Origin of the sequence: Enterobacter sp. BIDMC 30 (genome assembly GCF_000534355.1) — a bacterium.
Taxonomy (GTDB): Bacteria; Pseudomonadota; Gammaproteobacteria; order Enterobacterales; family Enterobacteriaceae; genus Enterobacter; species Enterobacter ludwigii.
The window spans coordinates 1,560,552-1,580,334 of sequence record NZ_KI973169.1 but is presented as its reverse complement, the minus strand read 5'-3'; the positions used below and the strand labels follow the sequence as shown (position 1 = coordinate 1,580,334).

Below are 19,783 nucleotides of genomic sequence, written 5' to 3'. Positions count from 1 at the left end.
CTTGCCACGGAGTGAATTATGTCCCGTAAAGAGCTAGCCAATGCCATTCGCGCCCTCAGCATGGATGCCGTGCAGAAGGCCAATTCCGGCCACCCTGGCGCCCCCATGGGCATGGCTGACATTGCCGAAGTGCTGTGGAATGATTTCCTCAAGCACAACCCGAACGACCCCAGCTGGTACGATCGCGACCGTTTTATTCTCTCTAACGGCCACGCCTCCATGCTGCTCTACAGCCTGCTGCACCTTTCCGGCTACGACCTGCCGCTATCCGAGTTAAAAAACTTCCGCCAGCTGCACTCAAAAACGCCGGGCCACCCGGAGATAGGCTATACGCCGGGTGTGGAGACCACCACCGGGCCGCTCGGCCAGGGGTTAGCCAACGCGGTCGGGCTGGCGATTGCCGAACGCACGCTGGCGGCGCAGTTTAACCAGCCAGACCACGAGATTGTCGATCACTACACTTATGTGTTTATGGGCGACGGCTGTCTGATGGAGGGGATTTCTCACGAAGTCTGTTCGCTGGCTGGCACGCTGGGGCTGGGCAAGCTGATCGGATTTTACGATCACAACGGTATCTCCATCGACGGGGAGACCAAAGGCTGGTTTACCGACGACACGGCAAAACGGTTTGAGGCCTACCACTGGCACGTAGTGCATGAAATTGACGGCCACGACCCAGAAGCGGTGAAAAAAGCGATTCAGGAAGCGCAAAGCGTGAAGGACAAACCGTCCCTGATCATCTGTCGCACCACCATCGGTTTCGGCTCACCGAACAAAGCGGGTAAAGAGGAAGCCCACGGCGCGGCGCTGGGTGAAGAAGAAGTGGCGCTGACCCGGCAGAAACTGGGCTGGAAATACCCGCCGTTTGAGATCCCGAAAGAGATCTACCGCGAGTGGGACGCCCGCGAAGAGGGTGAAAAAGCCCAGCACGCGTGGAATGAAAAATTTGCCGCCTATCAAAAAGCCCACCCGGAACTGGCCGCTGAATTCTCGCGCCGCATGAGCGGTGGCCTGCCGGAGGACTGGGAAGCGAAAACCCAGGCGCTGATTGAAAATCTGCAGTCTAACCCGGCGAAAATTGCCACCCGTAAGGCCTCGCAAAACACGCTGAACGCCATCGGCCCCCTCCTGCCCGAACTGCTGGGCGGCTCCGCAGATCTGGCTCCAAGTAACCTGACCATCTGGTCTGGCTCAAAATCGCTTAAAGAGGATATTGCCGGGAACTATATCCACTACGGGGTACGTGAGTTCGGGATGACCGCCATTGCCAATGGCATCGCCCATCACGGCGGGTTTGTGCCCTACACTGCTACCTTCCTGATGTTCGTTGAGTACGCCCGTAACGCGGCGCGTATGGCGGCATTAATGAAAGCGCGGCAGATCATGGTCTACACCCACGATTCGATTGGTCTGGGTGAAGACGGTCCCACGCACCAGGCCGTTGAGCAGCTGGCGAGCCTGCGTTTGACGCCAAACTTCAGCACCTGGCGTCCTTGCGATCAGGTCGAAGCGGCGGTTGGCTGGAAGCTGGCGGTTGAGCGCCACACGGGGCCAACGGCATTAATTCTGTCGCGGCAAAACCTGGCCCAGATTGAGCGCACGCCGGAGCAGGTAAAAAATATCGCCCGCGGCGGGTACATCCTCAAAGACAGCGGCGGCAAACCGGATGTCATCCTGATTGCTACCGGTTCTGAGGTGGAAATTACCGTGAAGGCCGCGGAAAAACTGACCGCCGAAGGTCATGCGGTACGCGTGGTCTCCCTGCCGTCCACCGACATTTTTGATGCTCAGGATGAGGCCTACCGTGAATCGGTCCTGCCCTCTAACGTCGCAGCCCGTGTGGCCGTCGAGGCGGGTATCGCCGACTACTGGTACAAATATGTCGGGCTGAAAGGTGCTATCGTCGGGATGCGTGGGTACGGCGAGTCGGCGCCTGCCGACAAGCTGTTCCCGTATTTTGGCTTTACCGTTGAGAATGTGGTTGAGAAGGCGCTGAGCGTAATTTAGCGCGTGATCCACAACGTGGGCCAGGCATCTGGCCCATTCCAGTTATCGCAGCTGGGCTCTTCTGCATAACGCACCAGGCGGAAACGCTGGCCGTCAAAACGCCAGCGCGTCTGGACCCCACAATCGCCAATACCGCGCCCCAGCGCGAGCGTAGTCAGCTCGCGCGTTTTCTCATCAAAGCGGGCATTCATCAATTCGATTTCACTGCTATCGTCCGCAGGAGTGAAAGGCAGACGCAGCCTTACGCTGTGGGAAGAAAACGGCTTTTTGCGCGATACCAGCCAGGCCAGATCGACCGTGTTATACGCCCCCGCCTCACAGCTAATAATCAGCAATGCTTTTTCATCGGTTAACGCTGTGACGCGCACTTCACGGCGGTTAGGATCGAGCGAGCACTGGCTGTTGTTCATCCGCCAGGTGCCATAATCCAGCAGGTCGTTCAATTCGGCGTGGGAGAGCGGCGTCGGCGTCGGATTGACTACCGCCACCTTTTTTAAGGCGGGTGCAGGCGGCACGCTTAACGGCGGATCGTCACCTTTTTTGATCCAGGCCGTTTCACTCCCGACACGTTTCTGCTGCGCGTCAATAAACAACAGCGCGGCTTTCAGACCGTTCAGGGAGATAACCTGGTCACCGCCGCGCAAGGTCAGGGCTTTTCCTTCCTGGATATTTTTCAGAAACGCCGTGATGGTGGCGGCATCATCACTTTTCAGATGCCAGGGGGTTAACTGCCAGTGCTGCCGATCCAGCTTGAGAGGAACCTTATCCAGCAACAACCGTGGCGCAATATCCGCTTCTTTCACGGCAGGGTCAGCAAGGCCGCCGAGATCGATACGCAGCGTAGCGTCGGTTTTCGCGCCGGCACTGCGGCTGAGCGTCATGACCAGCCCCCGGTGTTCACCGGTATTGCGTGCGAGGCAAAAATTCTGGTTATTGCAGGTCACCTGCCAGTCAGAAAACAATTGCTGCGCAGGCGCAGCCCACACCTGCGAGGAGGTGAGCACGCAAAACAGGCAGAGAAGAGAGACGCAATAGCGCATGAATGGCACAATCCCGGAACGAAAACGCTTAACTGGGCTGTATCTTCGTGTTCCCGCCCGGGTTGCTCAATCGGATTTATCGGATAGATTTATCCGAAATACAATCTATCACCGTTCGAAAGAGGCGTTCATCAGCCCGGTCGTTTGAAGATACTGTAGTAATATCACAGCTTTACCATCCCTGATTTCCCCGGCATGCATCATCTCCAGCGCCCGGGAAAACGGCAATTCCAGCACTTCAATATCTTCATCTTCCACGCCACCGCCGCGGTGAGTACGCTGCGCATCGCTGTATTCCGCGATGAAGAAGTGGACGATTTCCGTCACGCCGCCAGGAGACATAAACAGCTCGAAGACCTTTTTGACCTCTCCCACTTCAAAGCCAGTCTCTTCGACGGCCTCTTTGCGGATGCACACTTCCGGCTCGTCGTCATCAAGCAGGCCCGCACAGGTTTCAATCAACCTTCCGTCAGGGTTGCCATTGACCCATGTTGCTACCCTGAACTGACGGATCAGCACCACACTCTGCTTTTCACGGTTATAGAGCAAAATGGTGGCGCCATTGCCGCGGTCATAGACCTCGCGTTTATGGCGGATCACTTCACCGTTATTACGGGTTAAATCGTAAGTGATGTTACGCAGGACAAAGTAGTTTTCAGAAAGGATTTTGTCTTTGATAACGTCAATTTTCAGGGTCATACGGGCTCCACGACACAATGAGTCTTCCTATAGTACGCCGTGAAACCCGCTTTGTCGCCCGCCTGGTTTAGTGCATTTTCGGCACACTGACCTCAAGCCAGTCGAGGATCCCCCGCGCCGCATGACGCCCTTCCGCCATCGCCGTCACCACCAGATCAGCGCCGCGCACCGCATCACCGCCGGCGAAAATTTGCGGGTTAGACGTCTGGTAACGATAGCGGCTTTCCACCGAGGCAATGATTCGCCCCCAGCCATCGGTGTTGACGTCCTGACTCTCCAGCCAGGGCATGGCATGTGGGTTAAAGCCAAAAGCCATAATCACCGCATCGGCCGGCATGACAAACTCGCTGCCCTCCACCGGGACGGGTCGACGACGCCCCTGCGCATCCGGCTCTCCCATCCGGGTGCGCAGCATCCGGATGCCGTTAACCTTGCCGTCAGCAGCAAGGGTCAATTCAACGGGCTGGACGTTAAATTCAAATGCGGCTCCCTCTTCTTTCGCATTCTTCACCTCTTTTTTCGAGCCCGGCATATTGGCTTCATCCCGGCGATAGGCGCAGGTGACTTTTGCCGCGCCGTGACGTAACGCGGTGCGCACGCAGTCCATTGCGGTATCGCCCCCGCCCAGCACCACCACATTGAGTCCACGGGTGTCGATAAACGGTTCGTTGGCCGTCGCGTCCAGCCCCATGACGTGGCGCGTGTTCCCCACCAGGAACGGCAACGCATCGTAGACGCCCGGCGCATCTTCATGGGGGATGCCCGCTTTCATCGAACGATAGGTTCCCACGCCAATAAACAGGGCGTCGTAATCTGTTTGCAACTGAGACAACGACACATCGCTGCCCACGTCGCAGTTCAGCTCGAAGTGAACCCCCATCGCAGTAAAAATCTCTCTGCGTCGTGCGAGCAGGGATTTATCCAGCTTAAAGGCCGGAATGCCGAAGGTCAGCAAGCCGCCGATTTCGGGATGCCTGTCATAGACCGTCACGCTCACCCCGCTGCGCACCAGCACATCCGCGCATGCCAGTCCGGCAGGCCCCGCGCCGATAATCGCGACGCGTTTTCCCACCGAAGAAACGCCAGACATATCCGGTCGCCAGCCCAGCGCCAGCGCCTGGTCAGAGATGTAGCGCTCGAGGTTGCCAATGGTCACCGACCCTGACGCATCGCGCACGGTGCAGGCACCTTCACATAACCTGTCCTGCGGGCAGACCCGGCCGGTAATTTCAGGTAAACAGTTGGTCTGATGAGAAAGTTCGACCGCCCCGAGGATGTCACCGGCGTTAATCCGTTCAATCCACTGCGGAATGTGGTTGTGCAGCGGGCAGGTCCATTCACATATGCTGTGTTCCCCGCATTTCAGGCAGCGCGATGCCTCGCGTCTGGCCTGTTCGGTCCGAAACGGCAGGTATATTTCATTGAAATGGCCAACCCGCTCTTCGGCAGCCAGTTTGTCGGGCTCGCCGCGTGGTGGCGTGTTGTGCATCTGCTGCAGTTTGGTGGGTGCCGTCTCCTCGCTGACTGCCTCACTGTGCCAGGGCTGCGCCTCCAGCCTGGCGGTGCGCTGACGGCGCGATTTTGCCAGGTTATCCAGCACGTCTGGCGTCGCCAGCGTCAGCACATCTGCCGGGCAATTTTCGATACAGGCCGGGCCCAGCGGGCGGGTCAGGCAGAGATCGCATTTATACGCCGAGGCTTTTGCACTGCCGTTGTCGAGTGGCGTAACGATAATCTCCATTGTGCCGAAGGGACAGGCAACCACGCAGGCTTTACAACCGATGCATTTTTGTTGATTCACCTGTACGCTGTCATCGCGTTTGCTGATGGCGCCGTTCGGGCAACTGAGTGCACACGGGGCATTTTCACAGTGGTGACAGGTGACGGGGCTGTTCTGCGCGCCAGAGTTAAGGACCGTAATACGGGGATGGAAATGGCGCTCGCTCAGGACATGTTGCTCATCATTATGCGCCATTACGCAGGCAACTTCGCAGGCATGGCACCCAATACATTGCTGGCTGTTAGCCATAATAAAACGATTCATAACAACACCTGTTTTTGGTTCAATAACCTTATTCTTTGTATGAATATGGTATTTACTCATCACAGCGTCGTCAGGCAATGTTCAATTGCCCGGAATGCCAAACTATTTCCAGTGAACCTGTGGCAGATCAATTTTATTCAGGAAGCCGTTCTGTGACCGTTAAACGCCCTGTTTCCGCAAGCCTGGCCTGGGCTTTCTTTTCGATGATTGTGTTATCCGTTCTGACCAGCACCGTCGCGCTGCTGACGCTTGCCAGTAGCCAGCGTGACGCCGAAGCCATCAATATTGCGGGTTCACTGCGTATGCAGAGTTACCGGCTGGGCTATGAGATGCAGCGCAATAGCCCTTCCCTGACACAGCATCGCCAACACTGGCAACACACCCTGAGCGCACCTGCACTACAAAAGCTGAACCGCTGGTACGTGCCGGACGATGTCAAACAGCGCTACCAGCAGCTGCATCTGGCCTGGCAGGAGATGGATACGCACATCGCCCGCGGCGATCTCGCGTGGTATCAAACCCATATCGAAGATTTTGTTGGCCGTATTGATGCCTTTGTGCTCGCCCTTCAGCACTATACCGAACATAAAATTCAGACGGTGACCCTGCTCTCGCTGGCTGGCGCGCTGGGGATCCTGCTGCTGACGGTGTTTACCCTGCGACGCATCCGTCGTCAGGTGGTCTTGCCACTCAACAATCTGGTCGCCGCAAGCGAACGCGTTGAACGGGGACAATTTGATACCCCGGCACCGGATACCGCTTTGCCGAATGAACTCGGTCAGCTGTCCCGGGCCTTTAACCATATGTCGGCGGAGTTACACACCCTCTATCGCTCGCTTGAAGATTCAGTTGCGGAAAAGACCCGGCACCTGAACGAGGCGCACCAGCAGCTCGAAATGCTGTTCAAATGTTCGCAGGCGCTCAACACCGGACAGATAGACAGCCACTGTTTCCGGCATATATTGCAAATCGTCCATGAATACACCCGGATGAATTATCTGGAGTTACGGACCAGCGACGACTGGCGTCTGTGTGAAGGGAGTGAGGCAGCCGACATGCCGCTGCAAAACCTGCCGGTGCTGATGCAGGACACGCTCTACGGCGAGCTACGCTGGCAGAGCGAGACGGACAGCGTCCCGCTTCCGCTGATGAGAAGCGTGGCGACAATGCTCGGGCGCGGGCTTTACTTCAACCAGGCACAAAAGCATTACCAGCAGTTGCTGCTGATGGAAGAGCGCGCGACGATTGCCCGCGAACTGCATGATTCCCTCGCGCAGGTGTTGTCGTATCTGCGGATCCAGCTTGCGCTGCTTAAGCGTGCCGTACCGCAAGAGAATACCCCGGCGCAGACCATCATCACCGACTTCTCCCGCGAGCTTAACCATGCCTGGCATCAGCTTCGCGAGCTGCTCACCACCTTCCGCCTGACGCTCAACCACGCTAACCTGCCGGCGGCCCTTCAGGAGTCACTCGACGGCCTGCAGAGCCAGACGCAGGCAAAGCTGCATCTTGACTGTCGCCTCTCCTCGCTGGCCCTTGACGCACAAAAGCAGGTGCATCTGCTGCAGATCGTGCGTGAAGCGGTGTTGAACGCAATCAAGCACGCGCAGGCCAGCGAGATCACCGTAAGCTGTATCACCGCCGTGGACGGCACGCACAGCGTGAGCATTCGCGACAATGGCATCGGGATTGGCGAAGCCAGCGAGCCGCCGGGACATTACGGGCTGAATATTATGCGTGAACGCGCGGAACGGCTCGGCGGTACCCTGCACTTTTCGCAGCCACAAAATGGGGGAACGCAGGTGAGCGTGACATTCCCTTCGTCGCTGGCGTTAACAGGTAAATAACCGTAAAGGGGGCAGCGCAGAGAAACGCGCATGATAATTTACATTATCTCCTTTATTTCTCCACGTTTGGTCTTCGTCTTGCCGCTAAAGTGGTGCGGGCAATAAACAATAATGACGTGCAGCAAAACGAGGTCAATTTTTCATGGCGAATTTTTTCATCGATCGCCCCATTTTTGCCTGGGTACTTGCCATTCTGTTGTGTCTGACAGGTGTCCTGGCCATTACTTCACTTCCCGTTGAGCAATACCCCGATCTGGCACCCCCTAACGTGCGTGTCACAGCAAACTATCCCGGCGCCTCGGCACAGACGCTGGAAAATACCGTGACGCAGGTTATCGAGCAGAACATGACGGGTCTGGATAACCTGATGTACATGTCCTCACAAAGCAGCGCCACGGGCCAGGCGACGGTGACCCTGAGCTTTACGGCCGGGACTGACCCGGACGAAGCGGTGCAGCAGGTACAAAACCAGCTGCAGTCAGCCATGCGAAAACTGCCGCAGGCAGTGCAAAATCAGGGTGTTACCGTACGTAAAACGGGGGATACCAATATTTTGACCATCGCGTTTGTCTCCACCGATGGTTCCATGGATAAGCAGGATATTGCGGACTACGTTGCCAGTAACATTCAGGACCCGCTCAGCCGTATTAACGGCGTAGGGGATATCGACGCCTACGGGTCACAATATTCAATGCGCATCTGGCTCGATCCTGACAAGCTGAACAGCTTCCAGATGACGGCGACTGACGTGACGGACGCCATTAAATCGCAGAACGCCCAGATTGCCGTAGGGCAGTTGGGAGGAACGCCTTCCGTCGAAAAACAAGCCCTGAATGCCACCATTAACTCGCAATCGCTGCTTCAGACTCCGGAGCAGTTCCGCAACATCACCCTGCGCGTGAATCAGGACGGTTCAGAAGTGCGGCTGGGCGATGTCGCCACGGTGGAAATGGGCGCGGAAAAGTACGACTACCTGAGCCGCTTTAACGGTAATCCCGCCTCCGGCCTGGGGATTAAACTGGCCTCCGGCGCAAATGAAATGGCGACGGCGAAACTGGTGTTAGACCGCCTGGACGAGCTGTCGAACTATTTCCCTCACGGCCTTGAATACAAAGTCGCCTACGAAACCACCTCCTTCGTTAAAGCGTCGATTGAGGATGTGGTGAAGACCCTGCTGGAAGCCATCGCGCTGGTCTTCCTGGTCATGTACCTGTTCCTGCAAAACTTCCGGGCGACGCTGATCCCGACCATAGCCGTCCCCGTGGTCCTGCTGGGCACCTTCGCGGTGCTTTACGCGTTTGGTTACAGCATCAACACGCTGACGATGTTTGCAATGGTGCTGGCAATTGGCCTTCTGGTGGATGACGCCATCGTGGTGGTTGAAAACGTCGAGCGCATCATGAGCGAGGAAGGCCTTTCCCCGCGCCAGGCCACGCGTAAATCGATGGGGCAAATACAGGGCGCGTTAGTCGGCATCGCCATGGTGCTTTCGGCGGTCTTTATCCCGATGGCCTTCTTTGGCGGCACAACCGGCGCCATTTACCGCCAGTTCTCGATAACCATCGTCTCGGCAATGGTGCTTTCGGTACTGGTGGCGCTGATCCTGACCCCTGCGCTCTGCTCTACCCTTCTTAAGCCTTTGCACAAAGGCGAGCAGCATGGTCAGAAAGGGTTCTTCGGCTGGTTTAACCGCATGTTTAACCGCAATGCCGCGCGTTATGAATCCGCCGTCGGTAAAGTGCTGCACCGCAGCCTGCGCTGGATGCTGATTTACGTAGTGCTGCTGGGCGGAATGGTCTGGCTGTTCCTGCATCTGCCTACCTCGTTCCTGCCAATGGAGGACCGGGGAATGTTCACCACCTCCGTGCAACTTCCGAGCGGCGCGACGCAGCAGCAGACGCTGAAAGTGGTCGAAAAAGTCGAACAGTACTTCTTCACCCAGGAGAAAGATAATGTAGTGTCGGTCTTCTCCACCGTGGGCTCTGGCCCGGGCGGTAACGGGCAGAACGTTGCCCGTATGTTTGTACGCCTGAAGGACTGGGACGAGCGCGACACAAAAACGGGGACCGCGTCGGCCATCATTGAACGCGCCACCCACGCGTTTACGAAGATCAACGAAGCGCGCGTCTTTGCCAGCAGCCCACCGGCCATTAGCGGGCTGGGCAGTTCTGCCGGGTTTGACATGGAACTGCAGGATCACGCCGGTGCAGGCCACACGGCGCTGATGGCGGCGCGCGATAAGCTGTTAGCGCTGGCGGGCAAAGACGCTGACCTGACCCGCGTTCGTCATAACGGCCTGGATGACAGCCCGCAGCTGCAGGTGGATATTGATCAGCGTAAGGCGCAGGCTCTGGGTGTTTCCATCGACGACATTAACGACACCCTGCAGACGGCCTGGGGCTCAAGCTATGTGAATGACTTTATGGATCGTGGGCGTGTGAAAAAAGTGTATGTCCAGTCCGCCGCGCCGTTCCGTATGTTGCCGAATGATATTAACCGCTGGTTTGTTCGTAATAACGCAGGCGGGATGGTGCCGTTCTCGGCGTTCGCCTCGTCGCACTGGGAGAGTGGTTCGCCGCGTCTGGAACGCTATAACGGCTATTCGGCGGTAGAAATCGTCGGTGAAGCCGCGCCGGGCGTCAGTACCGGTACCGCCATGGACACCATGGAGAAACTGGTGCAACAGCTGCCTGCCGGATTTGGGCTGGAGTGGACGGCGATGTCTTATCAGGAGCGGCTCTCCGGGGCACAGGCGCCTGCGCTTTATGCGCTTTCCCTGCTGGTGGTCTTCCTCTGTCTTGCCGCGCTGTATGAAAGCTGGTCCGTTCCGTTCTCGGTCATGCTGGTGGTGCCGCTTGGCGTCATCGGTGCGCTGCTGGCGACCTGGATGCGCGGTCTGGAGAATGATGTGTACTTCCAGGTAGGGCTGCTCACCGTGATCGGCCTGTCGGCGAAAAACGCGATCCTGATTGTTGAGTTTGCCAACGAGATGAATGCCAAAGGCCACGAGCTGATGGCGGCCACACTGCACGCCTGCCGTCAGCGCTTGCGTCCGATCCTGATGACGTCGCTGGCATTTGTCTTTGGGGTATTACCGATGGCAACCAGCACCGGTGCGGGCTCCAGCAGCCAGCATGCGGTAGGTACAGGGGTGATGGGAGGCATGATTTCGGCAACCGTCCTGGCCATTTATTTTGTGCCGCTGTTCTTTGTGCTTGTGCGTCGCCGCTTCCCGCTGAAGGAACGTCCTGAATAACAGTACGTAATAAAAAAGGCGGCTCTCAGGGCCGCCTTTTAGGGTGTGTGATTAATTCACACTATGGTTATTTTACTTATTTAAGTGCTCTTGCAATTCTTACTGAATGTCATTTACGAAGCATGCCTTCGATAAAATCTTTCCAGTTCCCCAGTTCACGTTCAATCATAACTACCTCTCTTATTATTATGCGCATTCTACGAAAACGTATCATCATTGTGAAGACCGTCTAACCTATCGCTGTGATTGTACCCCGCTACTGTCAGGGATTTATGATAAATATGAACGCAGGGCCTTAAATTTTGTGTGACGCTCAGCAATATTTTGAAATAACCATACAGGCAGGTGAGATTTAAATTACCGCCTGAGTTCATTAGCATTTTCGGTCTTATGGACATCTATGCTTAAATGATGAAAGAATATTCAGCGTACAGTTGTGAGTTGAATTAAGAAGAAGTGTAAATCAAGACAATTCCTGAATGTGTTATATTCCACTTAAGGATATATCTTCGAAATTACTGAACATTTAATCATCATAAGAACAAAAGGATTCACCATGGTTGTGATGTACGGCATTAAAAATTGCGACACCATCAAAAAAGCACGCCGCTGGCTGGAAGCAAACAACGTGGAGTACCGTTTCCATGACTATCGCGTTGACGGGCTTGATGCAGAATTTCTGCATACCGCTATCAAGGAACTGGGTTGGGAGGCGCTGCTGAATACCCGTGGTACCACCTGGCGTAAACTGGATGAAGCCGTCCGGGCTGGCATCACCGACGCCGACAGTGCCGCCAAACTGATGCTCAAAATGCCGGCAATCATCAAACGCCCATTGCTCTGCGCGCCCGGGCAGCCTATGCTGCTGGGTTTCAGTGAAACCCTTTATTCCGACTTTTTTCGTTGAGGTGTAGTTTATGTCATGCCCGGTCATTGAGCTGACTCAGCAGCTTATTCGCCGTCCCTCCCTTAGCCCGGACGACGCAGGTTGTCAGGCATTAATGATTGAGCGCCTGCGTGCCATCGGTTTCACCGTTGAACGCATGGACGTTGGCGACACCCAGAACTTCTGGGCATGGCGCGGTCAGGGCGAAACGCTGGCCTTTGCCGGACATACCGACGTCGTTCCTGCAGGTGATGCGGATCGCTGGATCAACCCGCCGTTTGAACCGACCATCCGCGATGGCATGTTGTTCGGGCGCGGTGCGGCAGACATGAAAGGCTCGCTGGCGGCGATGGTCGTGGCGGCAGAGCGCTTCGTTGCCCAACATCCGAACCACAGAAACCGCCTCGCGTTTCTGATCACCTCTGATGAAGAAGCCAGCGCCCATAACGGCACCGTGAAGGTCGTTGAGGCGCTGATGGCCCGTAATGAGCGTCTCGACTACTGCCTGGTCGGCGAGCCGTCCAGTACGGAAGTGGTGGGAGACGTCGTCAAAAATGGTCGCCGTGGTTCGCTGACCTGCAATTTGACCCTTCATGGCGTTCAGGGGCACGTTGCCTATCCACACCTGGCCGATAACCCGGTCCATCGCGCGGCACCGATGCTGAACGAACTGGTGACCATCGAGTGGGATAAAGGCAATGAGTTCTTCCCGCCGACCAGCATGCAGATTGCAAACCTGAAGGCCGGTACCGGCAGCAACAACGTGATCCCGGGTGATTTCTTTGTCCAGTTTAACTTCCGCTTCAGCACTGAACTGACCGATGAGATGATCAAAGCGCGCGTTATCGCGCTGCTGGAAAATTATAATCTGCGTTACACCGTGGACTGGTGGCTTTCCGGCCAGCCGTTCCTGACCCAGCGTGGCAAACTGGTGGATGCGGTAGTGAACGCCATCGAGCACTATAATGAAATTAAGCCACAACTGCTGACGACAGGTGGCACCTCAGACGGACGTTTTATTGCCCGGATGGGGGCCCAGGTTGTCGAACTGGGGCCGGTGAACGCAACCATTCATAAAATCAATGAATGTGTGAATGCTGCTGATTTGCAGCTGCTGGCCCGTATGTATCAACGAATTATGGAGCAACTCGTCGCCTGACGAACGCTCTGAGAGGAATAGCGAATGGACTGGCTTTCAAAGTACTGGTGGATTCTGGTGTTAGTGTTTCTGGTCGGCGTGTTACTTAACGTCATTAAAGATCTTAAGCGCGTTGATCACAAAAAGTTTCTCGCCAACAAACCGGATCTTCCACCGCATCGTGATTTTAACGATAAGTGGGACGATGATGACGACTGGCCGAAGAAAGACCAGAAAAAGTGATTCTCTGTCCCCTCTCCTGTGGGAGAGGGGACTACATCACATAAACTCGACGATATCATCGTCATTTGGCTTGCCGCCGCTGAGCGCTTCATCAAAGTAGTGCTTCGGTACGGTATAACGCAGATGATCGAGCGCAAACTGCATGCTGCGGTCATCAATCGCGTGCCCCAGATCGTCTACAATATCCAGCGTCACATCCCCGCCTTCGCGGATCAGCGCTTCCTGCGCGGCAACCGCATGCGAAAGTTCAATCACGCGGTCTTCACCACCGTGGATCAGATGGATCGTGGTCTGCGTCGTCGCGCGTTGCGGTAACGTCGCAAAGCGACCGTTAAAAGCAATCACACGCGACACCAGGCCTGGCTGCGCTTTTACGCTCTCCAGGGACATGATAGACCCCTGCGAAAAGCCAATCAGCGCGGTCGCATCGGCACCAACGCCGCTCTGCTGCTGCCAGTAACGCACGGTGTCGATAAAGACAGGCATGACGGCGTCAATACGTGCCTGACGGTTCTCTTCCGTAACGCCCTGAACGGAGAACCACTGCCGTCCGTTCGGACCACACGGCTCCACCCCGCCAATACTGACAATCAGCGCCTGCGGAAATACCGGGGCAAACCAGCTGCCAATCTGGCCCATATTGACGGCATTATCGCCAACACCATGAAACAGAAGCAGTAACTGTTTAGCCGGTTTATCAGGGCTTTGAACAACAAAATGATCGTGTTTCATGGCGGTCTCCTTATTTGATGGCCTGGATTCTACGCCTCTCAGGAGGAATGACCATGCCACTTTACTGAAGAAGTCATTGAAAAAATTGCCATTGCAAAATGTCGTCTTTCAGCTGCTGACAGCGTGCAGGTTCAAGGCTTTCAAGCGCTTGCGCCGTTTCACTGCGAAGCCTGGCCAGTAACGCTTTTCGCCCCGAAAGAAGCAGTTCAGCGCTGAGCCGGGCGTCATCACTTCTCGCCTCCACTTTCCCGCGCAGGGCGGGCAGCGGCATGTCCACGCTTAGCAGCAACCGCGTTAACGCCGCGACGGAGGTAGAAAATGCGCGATGGGCAAAGGCAAACCCCGCCAGCTCCAGCCAGTCGTCACTATTAAGGGTAGCCTCCCAGCCATCGTCCACCGGGATCTTTTCACCGTTCAGGGCCGATAACACGCGCGCATCGCGGCGCAGTCGCTGATGCGCCTGCTCACACAGCTGTCGCCCCGCGTCGCTGAGCGGCAGCAAGGCCATTGCGGTATAACAGCCGCTGCTGGCTTCGCGATGGCTGCCCATGCGCACCAGCACAAAGCCGCATCGCTGCCAGAAACGCCACAGTTCATCGGTATAGCCAAAGCTCACCGACAGGTAATCCTCGCCGCTTGCGTTGCGGATCAGTGCCTGTCCGATGCCTTCCCGTTGACGACGAGGATGTACCGCTATTCGGGTCACCCGTCGGCCTTTGAGCGTTGCCGCCAGCGGGGAGCCGCCATGCGCGGCAAGGGACTGCGCCACCAGGTTCCCGCGAGGGCGGCGGAACCCCGCCCAGACGGCACGGCTGAGCTGCGCTGTTAATCCCCCCTCTTCCACCAGCCAGAGCGCCCCGGCAATGACAGAGTCCGTTTGGGCGACGGCGAAGTGCTGGCCGGGCGCGTCCATCATGCGGCGTAAATCAAGCGGTGAGGTGCGGTAATGTGCCGCACAAAGCAGCTCATACACACTCGCCGCCAGCGCCGGGTTGCTCGTCCAGGCTTCCGGGGCCAGAGAGGTCAACTGTATGGCGCCTGTTGGGCTGAGATCGATAAGCGTATCGTCAAACAGCAGTGCGCTGGCGACGACCCGCTCAAGAGGACATCCTGCAGCCCAGCGTACCGGGGTTGATAAGGTATACCGCTGCAACCCGCTGAACCGGCTACAGAACTTAAGCAGAAAGCCTCTTCCAGTTCCTTCGTAACCCTGCACCGTTGTGGTCAGCAGGACGCGCGGGAAACGGTCAACCAGCTTTTCAAGCAGCGGTCCGGGGATGGCGGCGGCTTCGTCGACAATCAGCCAGTCGGCCTGCTCCTCAGAGGCCAGCAGCGCGTCCGGGGCCATAAAGTGAAAACGTTCGCCGGCAAAACGGGCGATAACCTCCGTCGCCCCCTTTGATGGCGCGGTGACAATGGCACTGCCCTGCGTGCGGCTCAACAGCATGCCCGCCAGCGCAGACTTTCCGCGTCCGCGCGGGGCCGTAACGGCCACAACGCCGCGTTTCATGGCCAGGAGTGCTGCCAGGATCTCAGCCTGCTCGCGCTGCGGCGCACCGCTGGCGGGCTGCCAGTCAGGGGCGTCGGATCGTGCGGGAAGCGATAAAGGCTGATGCTGAAGCCAGACTATCGCCTCAGGATCCCCGGCAATCGTCCGGCAAAAGTGGTGAATAAAATTTGGTGTGGCGATGGGTTCGGCGCTGTCACTCCAGCGCAGGGAATCGCTGTCAGGTTGTTCCGCCCACACGTCAGGGGACGGTACCAGCAGCACCAGAAGGCTACCGGCACGCAGCGTCCCGCTCAGGGCCGCAAAGGCTGAGACGTCAAACCCGGCGCGGGCATCAAAAATTGCGTGCCGGAACTCGCGTCCCAGCAGCCCGCTGATGGCTCTGGACGCGTTATCCGCCAGCCACAGCCAGTCTCCGGGCAAGGCATCACGCAGGGCTGATGCCTGCGTGAATGTCCATTGCTCATCGCCGCTGAGCACCACCAGCTGACGATGACCTTTGTGCTCAAGCTCGCGAATCAGATGTTCAAACGCCACCATTACATGGCTTTGCCAAAGGTATTACACTGCGCCGGGTCACCACTGTCGAAACCGCGTTTGAACCAGCTGTATCGTTGTTGTGACGTGCCGTGAGTAAAGCTGTCCGGCACGACGCGGCCCTGGCTCTGCTGCTGAAGACGATCGTCACCGATAGCCTGCGCGGCATTGAGCGCCTCTTCCAGGTCACCGGATTCCAGCACGCCCTGCTGCTGCATGTTGTGCCCCCAGACGCCCGCAAAGCAGTCCGCCTGCAGTTCCATGCGTACGGAAAGACGGTTTACCTCAGCCTGAGAGGCGTTTTGCTGAAGCTGGCGTACTTTGGGTTCTATCCCAAGCAGTTTTTGCACATGGTGCCCGACTTCATGCGCAATGACGTAGCCCTGGGCAAAATCGCCGTCAGCGCCAAGCTTGCGTTTCATGTCATCATAGAAAGAGAGATCGATATAGACGGTGCTGTCTGCCGGACAGTAGAACGGCCCCATCACCGACTGTCCGGTGCCGCATCCGGTACGGGTTGCGCCACGGTACATCACCAGTTTGGGTTGCTGATAGGTACGCCCCATTTTCTCGAACAGCTGACCCCAGGTTTCTTCTGTGGTGGCGAGAATAACGGAGGTAAATTTGGCCGCTTCATCCTCGTTCGGGCTGATTGAGCGCTCAGAATGCTGCTGTTGCTGCAGAGGCTGGCCGGTCATTAAACCGGTCAGATCGACACCGTAGTACCCCGCGACCAGCACCACAATCAGCAGAATAATACCGCCCTTTCCGCTGGGTAACCGGAAACCAGGCCCACCCATTGAAGGACCGCCGCCGCTATCGCTGCGCCTGTCTTCTACATTGTCACTTTCACGACGCCCTTGCCAGCGCATAACCACCTCGAACTATTCCATTAATAATAGCTATGATCGTAGGCGGTTAACGGCAAGATTACCATAGGAAACAAGGGTAAGACGCCAAAGGATATACATATCCTTTGGCGATGAGGGAGTTAGTCGAGCTTAACGCCTAAACGGTGAGCAACCGCTTCGTACGCTTCAATCAGGCCACCCAGGCTCTGACGGAAACGGTCTTTGTCCATTTTATCCAGCGTTTCTTTATCCCACAGACGGCTGCCGTCCGGAGAGAACTCATCACCCAGAACCACTTCGCCTTTGAACAGGCCGAACTCCAGTTTGAAGTCGACGAGGATCAGACCCGCGTCATCAAACAGTTTTTTCAGCACGTCGTTGGCTTTGTAGGTCAGTTCTTTCATGCGCGCCAGGTTCTCTTTATTCACCCAGCCGAAGGTTTCGCAGTAAGAGTCATTGACCATCGGATCGTGCATGGCATCGTTTTTCAGGAACAGGTCAAAAAGCGGTGGATTCAGCTCAATACCTTCTTCAATACCAAGACGCTTCACCAGGGAGCCTGCTGCGCGGTTACGAATGACGCACTCAACCGGAACCATATCCAGTTTTTTCACCAGACATTCCGTATCGGACAACAGCGCTTCCATTTGGGTCGGGATACCCGCTTCGGCCAGTTTGGTCATAATGAAGTGGTTGAACTTGTTGTTCACCATGCCTTTACGATCGAACTGCTCAATGCGTGCGCCATCCCCTGCTGACGTATCATTGCGGAACTCGAGCACCAACAGATCCGGGTTTTCCGTGCTGTATACGGTCTTCGCTTTGCCACGATACAACTCAGCTTGCTTCTGCATCTTCATTACTCCTGGTGTGATGATTGGTGTTCAAAACTGGGGATATTATGCCACGCACACGTTTGCGTAGCACGAAAATAAAAAGGGCTGGATTAACCAGCCCTCGTATTTATTTGCTGAATGCAGCCTGGAACACGGCCACCAGCGCATCGTTCTGCGACTGGGTCAGCGTGTGGCCTTTCGGATCGATAAATTGCAGACTGCTGCGGTTATCGAGGTCACCTACCTGAATCTTGTAGTCGCCGGAAGCCAGCTGTGGATCGGTGGCGCCCAGTTCCTGCCATGCACTGTCAGACAGCGGCTTATAGGTTGCCGTCATGCTACCGGTTGAACGGGTGCTGTCGGTCACTTTCATGCCCACTTTTTCCAGCGTCGCTGGCAGGCGCTGCCAGGTCTGGTTAAACGGTGCACGCACAACCAGCATTGGCAGACCGGTGTCATCCGCACCGCTCTGAACGTCAAACGTCGCGCCGTTGCGGCTCTGCGCTGCGTTAGCGGCGTCGCTGGCGTTCTTATCCAGACCCGCGGCAATCACGTTCAGCATTTCAGTGCTGTAACGCTGCATTGATGCGGCATCCGCAACCGGTTTACCCGCCTGCTCCAGGTTCAACAGCTTAACGGTAACCGCCTGCTGATAACCCTGAGGTTTAACGGAGACTTGATAACGCCCACGGTACTGCTGATCTTCGTCCAGACGGTTCCACTCGATCCAGTCGGTGGTTAAGGTCTGGCTGGCATCATCGCGTTTATCGATGGTGTAGTTCTTCGCCTGAATGACGCTCACAACCTGCGGCCACAGGGTGGTACCGCGGGCGCTTTCAACCAGCAGCGACGCCGTATCACCGGTGAACTGGGTACGCGCCCCGCTCACCAGCGCCAGAGGCTGTGCTGGCGGACGAATATCGAGCGCTTTACCGACCAGGCCGCTGCCGTTGGTCACGGGAATATTGTAATCGCCGTTCTGAATCGGCAGGATCATACCAGCCGGTGCGTGAAGTTCAGCAAGCGGGGTCGCATCCAGATAGGATTCATCACCGCTCACCTGGCGCTTGTAGCGCGAGTCTGAACTACAGGCAGCGAGCAGCATAACAAGCGAAACACTCGCAACCTTCGCCAGGCGCGACTTCTGTACTGAATAAGCCATCAAATCTCCCTAAACTCTACAGCAAACCGGCATGCTTCAGCGCTGCTGTGACAATATCACGACCGTGGTCGGTAATCGGTGTCATTGGCAGACGCAGCGTATCGGTTGCTACAAGTCCCAACTCCTTACACGCCCATTTCACGGGGATAGGATTGGGTTCGACAAATAATTTATTATGCAAAGGCATCAGACGCTGATTAATCACGCGAGCTTCATCAAAGTGACCGGCAGCCGCCAGTTTGCACATTTCAGCCATATCGCGGGCCGCAACGTTCGCCGTTACGGAGATCACGCCATGGCCACCGAGCTGCATAAAGTCCAGTGCGGTCGCATCATCGCCGCTCAACAGGATAAAGTCGTCTGAAACCAGCTCTTTGATCTGATGAACGCGGCTTAAGTTCCCTGTCGCCTCTTTAATCCCGATAATATTTTTTACTTTCGAGAGACGACCAACGGTTTCCGGCAGCATATCGCAGCCAGTACGGGACGGCACATTATACAGAATTTGTGGCAAGTCAGTATGTTCTGCGATGGCTTTGAAATGCTGGAACAGACCTTCCTGAGTAGGACGGTTGTAATAAGGGGTCACCGTCAGACAGCCCACGATGCCGCTGTCGTTAAAACGTTTGGTCAAACTGATAGCTTCTGCCGTGGCGTTAGCGCCTGTCCCTGCGATGACCGGGATACGCCCGTCAGCCAGTTCCAGGGTCAGCATCACCACATCGCCGTGCTCTTCGTGGCTTAGCGTTGCAGATTCACCGGTAGTCCCTACCGAAACGATCGCCGAGGTTCCATTGGCGACATGGTAATCAATCAGCTTCTTCATGCTTGACCGGCAGACATTACCTTTTTCATCCATCGGTGTAACAAGCGCGACAATACTTCCCGTGAACATGAGCCATCCTCTGTGCGAACAAGAGCCTCAATGGTACGTTTGGAACTGTAATAAAAGCAAGCGACCTGAGGCCCTCAGGCGGTTGTATGCATGTTTTTTTTAT

The 19,783-nt window shown here is 56.3% G+C and carries 16 protein-coding genes; 6 read left to right on the top strand and 10 right to left on the bottom strand.

All coding sequences use genetic code 11. The features are described 5' to 3' along the window. Positions 1-18: 18 nt before the first annotated feature. Positions 19-2,007: a transketolase gene (tkt, locus tag L466_RS14805; protein WP_020883077.1), complete on the top strand. Its 1,989-nt coding sequence runs from the start codon at positions 19-21 to the stop codon at positions 2,005-2,007. On the opposite strand, the gene L466_RS14810 is transcribed toward tkt, so the two are convergent. The 3 genes from L466_RS14810 to aegA all read right to left on the bottom strand — a co-directional run bounded on the left by L466_RS14810 (position 2,004) and on the right by aegA (position 5,790). Further along, positions 2,004-3,047, bottom strand: a complete 1,044-nt coding sequence (locus L466_RS14810) for a DUF1176 domain-containing protein (protein WP_032680523.1) — start codon at positions 3,045-3,047, stop codon at positions 2,004-2,006. The genes tkt and L466_RS14810 overlap by 4 nt on opposite strands. Positions 3,048-3,155: 108 nt before the next feature. Then, positions 3,156-3,746 carry a GDP-mannose pyrophosphatase NudK gene (gene nudK / locus L466_RS14815; protein WP_020883075.1) on the bottom strand — a complete coding sequence of 197 codons (591 nt, stop codon included), beginning with the start codon at positions 3,744-3,746 and terminating at the stop codon, positions 3,156-3,158. 67 nt (positions 3,747-3,813) lie between these two features. Then, positions 3,814-5,790, bottom strand: a complete 1,977-nt coding sequence (aegA, locus tag L466_RS14820; RefSeq protein WP_032680522.1) for a formate-dependent uric acid utilization protein AegA — start codon at positions 5,788-5,790, stop codon at positions 3,814-3,816. A gap of 152 nt (positions 5,791-5,942) precedes the next feature. Here aegA and narQ point away from each other — a divergent pair, with 152 nt between their 5' ends. Beyond that, entirely contained in the window at positions 5,943-7,637 is a 1,695-nt protein-coding gene (gene narQ / locus L466_RS14825; protein WP_032680521.1) for a nitrate/nitrite two-component system sensor histidine kinase NarQ, read from the top strand. A gap of 142 nt (positions 7,638-7,779) precedes the next feature. Continuing rightward, positions 7,780-10,893 carry a multidrug efflux RND transporter permease AcrD gene (acrD, locus tag L466_RS14830; protein ID WP_014171108.1) on the top strand — a complete coding sequence of 1,038 codons (3,114 nt, stop codon included), beginning with the start codon at positions 7,780-7,782 and terminating at the stop codon, positions 10,891-10,893. A 109-nt stretch (positions 10,894-11,002) separates the two neighbouring features. Here acrD and ypfM read toward each other — a convergent pair whose 3' ends face one another. After that, entirely contained in the window at positions 11,003-11,062 is a 60-nt protein-coding gene (gene ypfM / locus L466_RS23610) for a protein YpfM (protein ID WP_015572204.1), read from the bottom strand. A 387-nt stretch (positions 11,063-11,449) separates the two neighbouring features. Between ypfM and L466_RS14835 the strand changes: the two genes are divergently transcribed. Genes L466_RS14835 through L466_RS14845 form a run of 3 tightly spaced genes read left to right on the top strand, consistent with a single transcriptional unit; the run spans position 11,450 to position 13,160 of the window. After that, positions 11,450-11,800: an ArsC family reductase gene (locus tag L466_RS14835; protein WP_032680519.1), complete on the top strand. Its 351-nt coding sequence runs from the start codon at positions 11,450-11,452 to the stop codon at positions 11,798-11,800. Positions 11,801-11,810: 10 nt separating this feature from the next. Continuing rightward, positions 11,811-12,938: a succinyl-diaminopimelate desuccinylase gene (gene dapE / locus L466_RS14840; protein ID WP_032680518.1), complete on the top strand. Its 1,128-nt coding sequence runs from the start codon at positions 11,811-11,813 to the stop codon at positions 12,936-12,938. Between the two features lie 24 nt (positions 12,939-12,962). After that, positions 12,963-13,160 (top strand): YpfN family protein, encoded by a 198-nt coding sequence (locus L466_RS14845; protein WP_014171111.1) that lies wholly within the window; start codon positions 12,963-12,965, stop codon positions 13,158-13,160. 36 nt (positions 13,161-13,196) lie between these two features. Here the strand turns inward: L466_RS14845 and ypfH are convergent, their stop codons facing one another. From ypfH to dapA, 6 genes are all read right to left on the bottom strand, one after another. Next, positions 13,197-13,892 (bottom strand): esterase, encoded by a 696-nt coding sequence (gene ypfH / locus L466_RS14850; protein ID WP_032680517.1) that lies wholly within the window; start codon positions 13,890-13,892, stop codon positions 13,197-13,199. A gap of 73 nt (positions 13,893-13,965) precedes the next feature. Beyond that, a complete protein-coding gene (locus tag L466_RS14855) occupies positions 13,966-15,939 on the bottom strand; it encodes a tRNA(Met) cytidine acetyltransferase TmcA (RefSeq protein ID WP_032680516.1) in 1,974 nt (657 codons plus the stop codon). Next, a complete protein-coding gene (locus L466_RS14860; RefSeq protein WP_020883068.1) occupies positions 15,939-16,808 on the bottom strand; it encodes a KPN_02809 family neutral zinc metallopeptidase in 870 nt (289 codons plus the stop codon). The genes L466_RS14855 and L466_RS14860 overlap by 1 nt, the downstream gene beginning before the upstream one ends. 119 nt (positions 16,809-16,927) lie before the next feature. Further along, positions 16,928-17,641, bottom strand: coding sequence for a phosphoribosylaminoimidazolesuccinocarboxamide synthase (gene purC, locus L466_RS14865; protein ID WP_008501631.1), 714 nt, complete (start codon positions 17,639-17,641; stop codon positions 16,928-16,930). A gap of 109 nt (positions 17,642-17,750) precedes the next feature. Continuing rightward, complete coding sequence (gene bamC, locus L466_RS14870; protein ID WP_020883067.1) at positions 17,751-18,785, bottom strand: outer membrane protein assembly factor BamC; 1,035 nt, start codon at positions 18,783-18,785, stop codon at positions 17,751-17,753. 16 nt (positions 18,786-18,801) lie between these two features. After that, positions 18,802-19,680, bottom strand: coding sequence for a 4-hydroxy-tetrahydrodipicolinate synthase (dapA, locus tag L466_RS14875; RefSeq protein ID WP_032680514.1), 879 nt, complete (start codon positions 19,678-19,680; stop codon positions 18,802-18,804). Positions 19,681-19,783: the final 103 nt, after the last annotated feature.